At 62.1% G+C, this 11,897-nt stretch carries 14 protein-coding genes; 7 read left to right on the forward strand and 7 right to left on the reverse strand.

Going from position 1 to position 11,897, the window contains the following annotated elements:
• The first annotated feature begins 59 nt into the window (after positions 1-59).
• The 5 genes from ACZ0AI_RS13245 to ACZ0AI_RS13265 all read left to right on the forward strand — a co-directional run bounded on the left by ACZ0AI_RS13245 (position 60) and on the right by ACZ0AI_RS13265 (position 4,498).
• Positions 60-719 carry a TetR family transcriptional regulator C-terminal domain-containing protein gene (locus ACZ0AI_RS13245; protein WP_463562304.1) on the forward strand — a complete coding sequence of 220 codons (660 nt, stop codon included), beginning with the start codon at positions 60-62 and terminating at the stop codon, positions 717-719.
• Positions 719-1,306 (forward strand): IMPACT family protein, encoded by a 588-nt coding sequence (locus ACZ0AI_RS13250; protein WP_463562305.1) that lies wholly within the window; start codon positions 719-721, stop codon positions 1,304-1,306. Before ACZ0AI_RS13245 ends, ACZ0AI_RS13250 begins: the two co-directional genes overlap by 1 nt.
• A 201-nt stretch (positions 1,307-1,507) precedes the next feature.
• Positions 1,508-2,002, forward strand: a complete 495-nt coding sequence (locus tag ACZ0AI_RS13255; RefSeq protein WP_463562306.1) for a YbaK/EbsC family protein — start codon at positions 1,508-1,510, stop codon at positions 2,000-2,002.
• A gap of 13 nt (positions 2,003-2,015) precedes the next feature.
• A complete protein-coding gene (locus tag ACZ0AI_RS13260; protein ID WP_463562307.1) occupies positions 2,016-2,948 on the forward strand; it encodes a 2-hydroxyacid dehydrogenase in 933 nt (310 codons plus the stop codon).
• A gap of 119 nt (positions 2,949-3,067) precedes the next feature.
• The gene (locus ACZ0AI_RS13265; RefSeq protein WP_463562308.1) at positions 3,068-4,498 is read left to right on the forward strand and encodes an IS1182 family transposase; all 1,431 of its coding nucleotides are present in this window, start codon (positions 3,068-3,070) and stop codon (positions 4,496-4,498) included.
• A 357-nt stretch (positions 4,499-4,855) separates the two neighbouring features.
• Here the strand turns inward: ACZ0AI_RS13265 and ACZ0AI_RS13270 are convergent, their stop codons facing one another.
• Genes ACZ0AI_RS13270 through mpl form a run of 3 tightly spaced genes read right to left on the reverse strand, consistent with a single transcriptional unit; the run spans position 4,856 to position 7,129 of the window.
• Positions 4,856-5,149: a YceK/YidQ family lipoprotein gene (locus ACZ0AI_RS13270; RefSeq protein ID WP_463562309.1), complete on the reverse strand. Its 294-nt coding sequence runs from the start codon at positions 5,147-5,149 to the stop codon at positions 4,856-4,858.
• Positions 5,142-5,774, reverse strand: a complete 633-nt coding sequence (gene ubiX, locus ACZ0AI_RS13275) for a flavin prenyltransferase UbiX (protein WP_225839624.1) — start codon at positions 5,772-5,774, stop codon at positions 5,142-5,144. The genes ACZ0AI_RS13270 and ubiX overlap by 8 nt, the downstream gene beginning before the upstream one ends.
• Before the next feature lie 2 nt (positions 5,775-5,776).
• Complete coding sequence (mpl, locus tag ACZ0AI_RS13280) at positions 5,777-7,129, reverse strand: UDP-N-acetylmuramate:L-alanyl-gamma-D-glutamyl-meso-diaminopimelate ligase (protein WP_463562310.1); 1,353 nt, start codon at positions 7,127-7,129, stop codon at positions 5,777-5,779.
• 255 nt (positions 7,130-7,384) lie between these two features.
• On the opposite strand from mpl, the gene ACZ0AI_RS13285 reads away from it, so the two are divergent.
• Together ACZ0AI_RS13285 and ppa are read left to right on the forward strand one after the other, a co-directional pair.
• Entirely contained in the window at positions 7,385-8,254 is an 870-nt protein-coding gene (locus ACZ0AI_RS13285; protein WP_463562311.1) for a M90 family metallopeptidase, read from the forward strand.
• A gap of 38 nt (positions 8,255-8,292) precedes the next feature.
• Complete coding sequence (gene ppa / locus ACZ0AI_RS13290) at positions 8,293-8,820, forward strand: inorganic diphosphatase (protein WP_463562312.1); 528 nt, start codon at positions 8,293-8,295, stop codon at positions 8,818-8,820.
• A gap of 60 nt (positions 8,821-8,880) precedes the next feature.
• Here the strand turns inward: ppa and ACZ0AI_RS13295 are convergent, their stop codons facing one another.
• From ACZ0AI_RS13295 to lspA, 4 genes are all read right to left on the reverse strand, one after another.
• Positions 8,881-9,615 (reverse strand): dienelactone hydrolase family protein, encoded by a 735-nt coding sequence (locus tag ACZ0AI_RS13295; protein ID WP_463562313.1) that lies wholly within the window; start codon positions 9,613-9,615, stop codon positions 8,881-8,883.
• A gap of 276 nt (positions 9,616-9,891) precedes the next feature.
• Positions 9,892-10,836 (reverse strand): 4-hydroxy-3-methylbut-2-enyl diphosphate reductase, encoded by a 945-nt coding sequence (gene ispH, locus ACZ0AI_RS13300; protein ID WP_463566143.1) that lies wholly within the window; start codon positions 10,834-10,836, stop codon positions 9,892-9,894.
• A 112-nt stretch (positions 10,837-10,948) separates the two neighbouring features.
• Positions 10,949-11,386 carry an FKBP-type peptidyl-prolyl cis-trans isomerase gene (locus tag ACZ0AI_RS13305; protein WP_463562315.1) on the reverse strand — a complete coding sequence of 146 codons (438 nt, stop codon included), beginning with the start codon at positions 11,384-11,386 and terminating at the stop codon, positions 10,949-10,951.
• Positions 11,379-11,885, reverse strand: a complete 507-nt coding sequence (gene lspA, locus ACZ0AI_RS13310; RefSeq protein ID WP_463562316.1) for a signal peptidase II — start codon at positions 11,883-11,885, stop codon at positions 11,379-11,381. The genes ACZ0AI_RS13305 and lspA overlap by 8 nt, the downstream gene beginning before the upstream one ends.
• Positions 11,886-11,897: the final 12 nt, after the last annotated feature.

Consider the following 11,897-nt stretch of genomic DNA (forward strand, 5'->3'; position numbering starts at 1 on the left):
GGCGGGTTCTGGAGTATCTGTTCTTGCGCTGTGCCCTCTGACCAGAACGGAAGCCTCCGATGTCCCTCGACGCCCCCGCCAATAGCGCCACCTCCGGCAAGCCGAATGGCCGGATCCGGCAGAAGAACATAGAAGCGATCATCACCGCTGCCGAAGACGAGTTCGCCCGGCACGGCTTCAAGGGCACCAGCATGAACACCATCGCCCAGGCGGTGGGCCTGCCCAAGGCCAACCTGCATTATTACTTCAGCAGTAAGCAGGGCCTGTATTTGGCGGTGCTGAACAACATACTCACCCTGTGGGACAGCGCCTTTAGCAACCTGCGCGCCGAGGATGACCCGTCCGAAGCCCTTGAGCGCTACATTCGCGCCAAGATGGAATACTCGCGCCGCTACCCCAAGGCCTCACGCATCTTCGCCATGGAAGTGATAAGCGGCGGCGCATGCCTGTCGCAGCATTTCGGCAAGGATCACCAGAGCTGGTTTCGCGAGCGTGCGGCCGTGTTCGAAAGCTGGATCGCCGTCGGCAAGATGGATGCGGTGGATCCCATGCACCTGATTTTTCTGCTCTGGGGCAGCACCCAGCATTACGCCGATTTCGCCTCCGAGATCTGCCGTGTCAGTGGCCGCTCGCGCCTGACCAAGCAGGATTACCAGACAGCTGCCGATAATCTGGTGCGCATCATCCTCAAGGGCTGCGGACTGAAACCGAGCGTCTGATGTCCTTTCTGTTACTCGCTCCTTGCGACTACCGCGAGGAAATCCGCAAGAGCCGCTTTCTCGCCCAGGCCCGCGCCATCAACAATACAGCGGATGCTCAGGCGCTCGTCGAGCAGCTCAGCGACCCGAGCGCATCGCACAACTGCTGGGCCTGGAAGCTCGGCCAACAATATCGTTTCAGCGACGACGGCGAGCCCGGCGGCACCGCAGGCCGGCCGATCCTCGCCGCCATCGAAGCTCAAGGTTTCGATGGCGTGGCCGTGGTGGTGACGCGCTGGTACGGCGGCATCCAGCTCGGTACCGGCGGCCTGGCCCGCGCCTATGGCGGCAGCGCCAACAAATGCCTGCAAAACGCCGAGCGCCAGGAGCAGGTTGCGCGCCTCTCCTGCTCCTGCCATTGCGGGTTCGCCGAGCTGGCGTTGCTCAAATCGCGCCTGGGCGAATTCGATGCCGTACTGGAGCAGGAAACCTTCGACGCCCATGGCGCCGAACTGCACCTGGCCGTGCCGCAGGCGCACATCGACGCCCTGCAGCGCCTGCTCGCCGACATCAGCCGCGGGCGCAGCCGCCTGCAATTGCCTGACTAGGGTCTGTTCGAAAAGTTTCCGAGCGAAGGTCAGGCGAGGCAAAAAGCAGTGAGGAAGCGGAGTTTACGAGCTGTAAATGAGCATTCCGAGCTGCTTTTTAACGAAGCATCACCGAGCGCAGGTACTTTTCGTACAGAGCCTGGGCTTGACCTCCCCGCACATGACGCGACAAGGTTGTGGCTTTGCACCGGGAGCCGCCCCATGAGCCTGCAATCCGTTCGTGCCTTCTTCGCCGAGAAGGCGCCCGAGCTGCACGTCATCGAACTCGACACCAGCACCGCTACCGTGGCCCTGGCCGCCGAGGCACATGGCGTGGAGCCCGGGCAGATCGCCAAGACCCTGGCCTTTCGCATGGGCGAGCGCAATCTGCTGATCGTCGCCCGCGGCGATGCGCGCATCGATAACCGCAAGATCAAGGAAACCTTCGGCAGCAAGGCCAAGATGCTCGATGCCGACAGCGTACTCGCCCTCACCAGCCACCCGGTCGGCGGTGTGTGCCCGTTCGGGCTCGCCACGCCACTGCCGGTGTATTGCGATGTGTCGTTGCGCGCGTTCGAAGAAGTAGTGCCGGCTGCGGGCAGTATCCACAGCGCAGTGCGTATCAGCCCGGCGCGCATGGCCGAGCTGGTCGAAGCCGAGTGGGTGGACGTGTGCCAGTCGCTGCCCGTTGCAAGCCACGAAGTCGCGGCCCCCTGAAACTGGAGAAACCATGAAACCGCACCTGCTGATTCTCAACCCGCTCAGCGAGGCCAGTCTGGCGCGTATCGCCGAGCGCTTCGAAGTAACCCATGCGCCCAATGCCGCAGCGCGGGAAGCGGCCATCTCGGAGCACGCCGACAACGTGCAGGCGGTACTGACCATCGGCACCATCGGCCTGACCGGCGAAGAAATCGCTCGCCTGCCGAAACTGGGCTTCGTCGGCACCCTCGGGGTGGGCTATGAAAAGGTCGATCTCGAGGCAGCCCGTGCCCGTGGCATCGCCATGAGCAACGGCGCCGGCAGCAATGCCGACTGCGTCGCCGATCACGCCATGGCTCTGCTGCTGGCTGCCATTCGCGATGTGCGTCGCCTGGACGTTGCCTGCCGCGCCGGCATCTGGCGCGATGCGCTGCCGATGACCGATGGTGTGTGCGGCAAGCGCCTGGGCATTCTCGGCCTCGGTGCCATCGGCGAAAAACTCGCCCGCCGCGCAGCAGCCTTCGACATGCCGGTGGGCTATCACAATCGCTCGGCCAAAGCGGACAGCCCGCACCGCTACTTCGCCAGCGCCCTGGAACTGGCGCGCTGGAGCGACTGCCTGGTGGTAGCCATTCCTGGCGGCGCCTCGACCTTCCATCTGGTCAACGCCGAGGTGCTCGACGCGCTGGGGCCGCAGGGTTATCTGGTCAACGTGGCGCGTGGCAGCGTGGTGGACACCGCCGCGCTAGGCAGTGCACTGCGTGAAAAACGCATCCGTGCCGCGGCGCTGGATGTCTACGAAAGCGAGCCGCTACCGCCCAACGAGCTGCTTGACCTCGACAACCTGATCGTCACCCCGCACGTCGGCGGCAACTCGCCCCAGGCGCTGGAACAGTCGTTGACGCAGTTCCTCGAGAATATCGACCGGCATTTCCGTGGTGAGCCGCTGCTGACGCCGATCTAAGAATCTGTTCACGATCTTTTTAGGCGACATTAAAGAGGCTGCTACAAGGCCAGAGTGTGTAAAAACGCCCGGACATACCCTTGCTATGATTTCTGAGAACTTCATCGCAAGGGAAGCCCATGAAACGGTTTATCCAGGGTGAGCACCGAGGGCAAAGCGCCTTACTTCCCGAGAGCCTCGACGACTACGTCAGCGATACCAACCCGGTACGTGTGGTTGATGTCTTCGTCGATGAACTCAACTTGGCCACGCTGGGTTTTGATGGCGTCATTCCAGCCGAAACCGGCAGACCGGCATACCACCCTGCGATCCTCCTGAAGATCTATATCTACGGCTATCTGAACCGCATCCAATCGAGCCGACGCCTTGAGCGAGAAGCTCAGCGCAATGTCGAGCTGATGTGGTTAGCCGGGCGCTTGATGCCCGACTTCAAAACCATCGCCAACTTCCGAAAAGACAACAGCAAAGCCATTCGCGGCGCGTGCCGCCAGTTCGTTGTGCTGTGCCAGCAGCTGGGGCTGTTTAGCGAAAACCTAGTGGCCATCGACGGGAGCAAATTCAAGGCAGTGAACAACCGCGACCGCAATTTCACCAGCGCCAAACTGAAGCGGCGAATGGAAGAAATCGAGTCGAGCATCAACCGTTACCTGACCTCCCTTGATGCAGCTGATCGGCAAGTGCCAAGCGCCGCTGAGCCAGATGCTACGCGCCTGGAAGAGAAAATCGCCAAGCTCAAAGCTCAGATGAAAGAGCTTCAGGCAATCGAATCTCAGCTCAACGACTCTCCAGACAAACAGGTTTCACTGACTGACCCCGATGCCCGCTCGATGATGACGCGTGGCAATGGCATCGTCGGCTACAACGTACAGACGGCGGTCGATACCCAGCACCATTTGATCGTTGCTCACGAGGTCACGAACGTTGGCTCTGACCGCGACCAACTCAGCTCGATGGCTAAGCAGGCGCGGGAAGCCATTGGTTCAGAAACGCTGTCGGTCGTGGCTGATCGAGGCTACTTCAAAAGCGAGGAAATCCTGGCCTGCCATGATGCAAAAATTACCGCCTATGTACCCAAGCCGATGACTTCAGGAGCTAAAGCGGACGGGCGTTTCAACAAAGATGCCTTCGTTTTTAACGCAGCTAAAAATGAATACGTTTGCCCAGCTGGTGAGGAATTGATTTGGCGTTTCTCCAGCGTCGAGAAAGGCCTGAACATGCACTGCTACTGGAGTTCGAACTGCCAGAGCTGCGCCCTGAAAACTCAGTGCACGCCGAGCAAGCAGCGACGAGTGCGGCGTTGGGAGCATGAAGCCGTGCTAGACGAAATGCAGAACCGGCTGAACCATGCGCCGGACATGATGCGAGTCCGAAAGCGCACTGTTGAGCATCCCTTCGGGACGCTCAAACAATGGATGGGATCCACACATTTCCTCACACGTAGGCTGGCCGGCGTCAGCGCGGAGATGAGTCTGAATGTGCTCGCCTACAACATGAAGCGGGTCATGAGAATCATCGGTGCCGAAGGCTTGTTGAAGGCAATGGCGGTGTAAAAGCCCCCGGCTTTTGCTGCTCCAGGTGGAGCTAAAACGCTTCATAAGCGCTCCGGAGCGTTACCGGTGCTGATCGTGGCAAATGCGTGGGCAATCGACTCGCCCAACTGCGCTGGGCCGAGGCATCCACGATACGAAAGTGTTTTTACACACTCTGGGGCAGAAGCGGACGTTTGCGCAACGTGTAGGAGGGGCCGGGCGGCGATCCGCTTTAGCCCCGAGCTTTTTATCAAGGCAAACAAAGAGCTCGGGGCTAAAGCCCCTCCTACAAAAGCCAGGCATTCACCGGCCGCTTGCGCCTTTTTGAAGTCAAGGCGCTGAAGTCGAGCCGAAAGATCGTGAACTGGCTCTCATACTTCAACCTCCCCCACTGACCTGCAAACCAATACCCAGAGCCTTGGCCAGAGAAAGCGGCAACAGCAGGGTATCGAGCAAGGCGCTGGCCGGCAGGTCAACCGCAGCATAGGCAGGCGCCTCGGCCCCGAAACGCTCGACCGGGCAGCAACCGCCTTGCAGCGCATACCAGTCCAGCCGAGTACCGGCGTAAACCACCGGCGCACCTGGCTTTGCGGCGTCCAGGGTACGCGCGGTGGCGCAGCCGCCCACATGCAGACAGGCCAGCAACACCGCGCAAAGCGCGTGCTTACTCATCGCCACTGTTGAGGTGATGCTCGCCCCAGCGCGGCAGCATGTCCTGAGGGATATTCAGGCAGTTGAGAATCCGTGCGACGACGAAGTCGACCAGGTCATCCACCGTCTGCGGCTGGTGATAGAAACCAGGCGAGGCCGGCAGGATGGTCACGCCCAGGTTGGAAAGCTTGAGCATGTGCTCGAGATGAATGCTCGAATACGGCGCCTCGCGCGGTACCAGAATCAGCTGGCGGCGCTCCTTGAGGGCCACGTCGGCGGCACGTTCGATCAGGTTGTTGCAGGCGCCGGTGGCGATCGCCGACAGGGTGCCAGTGCTGCACGGCACCACCACCATGGCCGAGGGTGCGCCGGAGCCGGAGGCCACCGGGGCCATCCAGTCTTCCTTGCCGTAGACACGAATCTGCCCATCGGTGGCGCCGGTGTATTCGGTGAGAAACGCCTGCATGGCCTGGGGTTTGGCCGGCAGGCTGACGTCCGTTTCGGTGGCCATCACCAACTGCGCAGCCTTGGAGATCAGGAAGTGCACTTCCCGATCCTCACGCACCAGGCAGTCGAGCAGCCGCAACCCATACTGCGCGCCGGAGGCGCCGGTCATGGCGAGAGTGATGCGCTCCGGGCCAGCCACGCTCATGCCTCCAGCGCCGCGGCCAGCTTGCCGTGCAGGCCGCCGAAGCCACCATTGCTCATGATCACTACCTGGGTGCCGGGACGCACCAGCGCCTTGACCCCATCGATGATCGCCTCCAGCGAATCGCAGACCTGAGTCGGATTGGCAGCGCCAGCCACGGTAGCCGCCAGATCCCAGCCCAGATTCGGCGGCGCGTACCAGAACACCGCATCGGCCTGCTCGGCGGATTGCGCCAGGCCATCGCGATGGGCGCCGAGTTTCATGGAGTTGGAGCGCGGTTCGATGATCGCGATGACCTGCTCGTCACCAACCCGCTTGCGCAGGCCGTCGAGGGTGGTGGCGATGGCTGTCGGGTGGTGGGCGAAGTCGTCATAGACGGTCACGCCCCTCACTTCGGCGACCTTTTCCATACGCCGCTTGGCATTGATGAAACGTCCCAGCGCCTCGATGCCCAGCGCCGGCACCACACCGACATGCCGCGCCGCAGCCAGCACGGCCAAGGCATTGGCGACGTTGTGCTGGCCGGTCAGGCCCCACTCCACCACGCCCTCGACCTTGCCGTCGAAACTCACCTCGAACCGCGAGCCGTCGGCAGCCAGCAGACGTGCCTGCCACTGCCCACCTTCGCCAGTAGTCTGCACGGGCGTCCAGCAGCCCATGCCGATCACCCGCGCCAGCGCGGTTTCGCTGGCCGGGTGGATGACCAGGCCTTCGCCGGGGATGATCCGTACCAGATGATGGAACTGGCGCTCGATGGCCGCCAGATCCGGGAAGATATCCGCGTGGTCGAACTCGAGGTTATTGAGGATCGCGGTGCGCGGGCGGTAGTGAACGAACTTGCTGCGCTTGTCGAAGAACGCGCTGTCGTATTCATCGGCCTCGACGACGAAGAACGGCGTATCGCCCAGACGCGCGGAAATGCCGAAGTTCTGCGGCACGCCACCAATCAGGAAGCCCGGCGCCATGCCCGCATGCTCGAGCACCCAGGCGAGCATGCTCGAACTGCTGGTCTTGCCGTGGGTGCCCGCCACCGCCATCACCCAACGCCCCTGCAGCACATGGTCGGCCAGCCACTGCGGCCCGGACACGTAGGGCAGCCCCTTGTTGAGCACGTACTCGACCGCCGGGTTGCCGCGGCTCATGGCATTGCCTACCACCACCAGATCGGGTGCAGGCTGCAGGTGAGCAGGATCGTAGCCCTGCATCAGCTCGATGCCCTGAGCTTCGAGCTGGGTACTCATGGGCGGATAGACATTGGCATCGGAACCGGTGACGCGATGGCCCAGTTCCTTGGCCAGTACTGCCAGCGACCCCATGAACGTGCCGCAGATGCCGAGAATGTGGATATGCATGAAAACCTCGAAAACAGGCGCGCCGAAAGCCGGGCGAACCGAGTGAAAACATGGCCGCAGATTAGCACAGCAGCGCCCCGCACCCTGCCTGCCAGGAGTGCCCAGGCGAGCAAGACTCAGTCGCGTGGCGCTGCCAGGTGCACCTGCCTGGCAAACAGGCATCCCTTTGCCCTTCAACAGCGCGTAACGCCTGCGCGCTTGCGGTAAGCGGATGGCCTGCTTAAGGTGACGCCACCCTGCAATCGAGCTTTTGTCATGTGGTCGTTTAGCGCCTGGCGCCGTCGGCGCATCCTCTCCCGCAACCCTGTCAGCGACAGCAGCTGGGCCATCGTGCGCCAGCGCTTGCCGATTCTCGACGGATTCAGCGAAGAAGAAGAGCAGCGCCTGCGCGAGCGCGCCGTGCTGTTTCTGCACAACAAACACCTGACTACCCTGCCCGGCCTCGAACTCGACCACGACGACCGACTGGCCCTGGCAACGCTGGCGGAACTGCCACTGCTCGGCCTAGCCGATCTCAACTGGTATCAGGGCTTTCACGAGGTCATCCTCTATCCGGACGACTTCGTCAGCCCGCAACGCCATCGCGACTCAGGCGGTATCGAACATGAGTGGGATGGCGAGCACAGCGGTGAAGCCTGGCAACAGGGTCCGGTGATCCTCGCCTGGCCCGGCGTACAGGCCAGCGGCGGCTGGGAAGGCTACAACCTGGTGATCCACGAACTAACACACAAGCTGGACATGCTCGGTGGCGACGCCAACGGCCTGCCGCCGCTGCACAGCAATATGGATATCCAGCAATGGGCCCTTGCCATGCAGCAAGCGTTCGACAGCATGAACGCCGAGCTGGACGCCGATGAGGAGGCGCAGACCGCTATCGATCCCTATGCAGCGGAAAACCCCGCCGAGTTCTTTGCGGTGACCAGCGAGTATTTCTTCAACGCTCCCGACCTGCTCGACGAGGCCTTTCCAGCGGTCTACGCCCAGTTGCGTCTGTTCTATCGACAGGATCCGCTGGCACGTTTGCGCCGCCTGCAGGTCGAACACCCGGACTATCAGGAACCCAACCCCGCCCAGCCGGATACGACCAATGGCTGTAATGGCAACGACGCGGGAATCCACCTATAATCGCGCCACTTTTTTTGGCGCACATCAGGGAGTCACCCATGAGCTACAGCAAGGTTCCGGCCGGTAAAGACCTGCCGAATGACATCTACGTCGCTATCGAGATCCCGGCCAACCACGCGCCGATCAAATACGAAATCGATCACGACACCGACTGCCTGTTCGTCGACCGTTTCATGGCCACCCCGATGTTCTACCCGGCCAACTACGGTTTCATCCCGCACACCCTGGCCGACGACGGCGACCCCCTCGACGTGCTGGTCGTGACGCCGTACCCGGTGGCCCCAGGCTCGGTGATCCGCGCCCGCCCGGTTGGCGTCCTGCACATGACCGACGAAGCCGGTGGCGACGCCAAACTGATCGCCGTCCCGCACGACAAGCTGACCACCATCTACAAAGACATCCAGGAATACACCGACCTGCCCCCACTGCTGATCGAGCAGATCAAGCACTTCTTCGAGAACTACAAAGATCTCGAGAAAGGCAAGTGGGTCAAAGTCGAAGGCTGGGGCAACGCAGAAGCCGCCCGCGCCGAAATCACCAAGGCGGCTGCTGCTTATCAAAAGTAAGCACAACCTGCCTTACGAAAGCCGGCCACAAGCCGGCTTTTTTATGGGCGCAATTTGCCTTCAGCCCAGAGTACGGCCGAAGAACGCGAGCAGTTGGCGCCAGCCATGTTCGGCGGCGTCCTGGTCGTAGACGGGAAAGTCCGGCTTCATCCAACCGTGCTTGGCGGGGTAGGTTTGCGAATTGAAGGTCACGCCGGCATCGTTCAGTGCTTTCTCGAAACGCTCGGCCATCTCCGGCGGGTAACTGCCATCGCCCTCGGCCGCAGCAATATAGAGTTCGGCCTGGAGCGCAGGCGCAGAGCGGTGTGGACTGTCAGCGGCGTCGGTCGCCAGGTTGCCACCGTGAAAGCTGGCGATGGCCGCGAAACGCTCGGGTCGCGTACCACCTGCAGAGATCGCCATACCGCCACCCATACAGAAGCCCACCGCGCCGACCCGCTGCCCATGCACGTCACTGCGCTGATCAAGGTAGGCGAGATAGGCATCGGTGTCCGCTGCTGCCTTGGCATTGCCAGTGGTTGCCATCAGTGGCCCGAGGATCACACGGAAGTCACCCTTGAACACTTCTCTGGGGTCGAACGGCCCGTATGCGCCGTAGCGGTAATACAGATCCGGCAGTAGCACCACGTAGCCCGCATCGGCCAGCCGCTGAGCCATGGCGAGCTCCGCGGGGCGGATGCCGCCGGCGTCCATGTAGAAGATGACCGCCGGGCCGCCCTGCCCACCAGCCGGCGTGAACACGTGGGCCGGGCATCGGCCGTCTGGCGTGGTGATGACGATTTGCTCGTGAGCCATGTTGATCCTCCTGTTGAATGCTCCCCCCCAGCGCCAGGCGATGGCGGGCATAAGTGAACGAGGCTAGGTATTGGTCAACAGGATGGCAATCGAGTGCCCAGTGATTTCAAAGCGCCGCTCTTAGAACCCAAGCCACCAACAACACGTGAAACAGGCAATTGCCGTGGGCAGCGGTAACTCCCGGCACCGCTGACGGGCTGTGTGTGGCAAGACCTTTTACGGCGCCCATAAAAAAGCCAGGGCATCTGCCCTGGCTTCGAGTGCACTGCATCAGCGCTACACCGCTTTCAGGCGCAGTTCCTTCGGCATGGAAAAGGTCACGTTCTCGGGGCGGCCGTCGAGTTCCTGGACGTTGCTGGCGCCCCACTCGCCAAGCTTGTCGATCACACCGCGCACTAGCACTTCAGGGGCAGAGGCGCCGGCGGTGATGCCGATGCCTTGGGCACCCTCGAACCACTCGCGCTTGAGGTCTTCTGCGCCGTCGATCAGGTAAGCAGGTGTGCCCATACGCTCGGCCAGCTCGCGCAGGCGATTGGAGTTGGAGCTATTGGGGCTGCCGACCACCAGCAGTACGTCACACTCGTCAGCCAGTTGCTTGACCGCATCCTGGCGGTTCTGGGTGGCGTAGCAGATGTCGTCCTTGCGCGGGCCACCGATAGCGGGGAAGCGTGTGCGCAAGGCATCAATGACCTTGCTGGTGTCGTCCATCGACAGCGTGGTCTGGGTCACGAAGGCCAGGGAGTCGGGGTCGCGTACCTGCAGCTTGGCGACATCCTCTTCATCTTCTACCAGGTAGATGGCGCCGCCATTGCTGGCGTCGTACTGGCCCATGGTGCCTTCGACTTCCGGGTGACCGGCATGGCCGATAAGGATGCACTCGCGGCCGTCACGGCTGTAGCGCACCACTTCCAGGTGTACCTTGGTGACCAGCGGGCAGGTGGCGTCGAACACTTTCAGGCCACGGTTGGTGGCTTCGTTGCGCACGGCCTGGGATACGCCGTGGGCGCTGAAGATGACGATGACGTCATCGGGCACCTGATCCAGCTCTTCGACGAATATCGCGCCGCGGGAGCGCAGATCCTCGACCACGAACTTGTTGTGCACCACTTCGTGACGCACGTAGATCGGCGAACCGAACACCTCGAGGGCGCGGTTGACGATCTCGATGGCGCGGTCGACACCGGCGCAGAAACCGCGGGGATTGGCGAGTTTGATATGCATGGCACGCTCGGCACGGAAGCTTGAGTGGAGAGTGTATCGCGTAAGCCCAAAAGACCTTACGCGATAGACAGCGCGTTCACGAGGAATGTCCGTCTGATCCGCTGGCGTCTCGTCAGATCGCCTGGACGTCGATGATCTCGACGTCGAACGTCAGCGTCTTGCCAGCCAGCGGGTGGTTGAAGTCGATGGTCACCTGAGCGTCATCGAAGGCTTTGACCACACCGGGCAGCTCGGTATTGGCAGCGTCGTTGAAGATCACCAGCAGCCCTTCCGACAGCTCCATGTCCTGGAACTGCGAGCGCGGCATGACCTGAACGTTCTGCGGGTTCGGCTGACCGAAGCCCTGCTCCGGCAGCACCGTCACGCTGCGCTTGTCGCCGGCCTTGAAGCCATACAGCGCGGACTCGAACCCCGGCAGCAGGTTGCCGTCACCGACCTTGAAGGTGGGCGGCTGCTTGTCGAAGGTGCTGTCGACGACATCACCGTTGTCCAGCTTCAGCGCGAAATGCAGGGTTACCTGCCGATCCGGGCCGATACGTACATCAGTCACGTGCCACCTCTTCTTCCGACTTCTTGCTCTTGAACATGTCCAGCGCCAGCAGTACGGCACCGACGGTGATCGCGCTATCGGCCAGGTTGAACGCCGGGAAATACCAGCGGTTCTGCCAGTGCACCAGGATGAAGTCGACCACGTGGCCGAACACCACGCGATCCACCAGGTTGCCCAGCGCACCGCCGAGCACCAGGGCCAGGCCGACGGCCAGCCAGGTCTCGTCGGGCTTCAGACGCTTGAGCCACACCACCAGCACCACGCTGACCACCAGGGCGATCAGGGTGAACAGCCAGCGCTGCCAGCCGCCCGCACCGGCCAGGAAGCTGAAGGCCGCGCCGGTGTTGTAGGCCAGCGTCCAGCTGAAGTAGTCGGGGATGACCACGATGCGCTCGTACATCTGCAGGTTGTTGTCGAACCAGTACTTGGTGATCTGATCGACCACGAAGACCACCACACTCAACCACACCCAGCCGAGCTTGCCGAAACGCGCGCTCATGACGGCTTCTCC

The sequence above is a fragment of the Pseudomonas sp. AC355 genome, assembly GCF_979258205.1.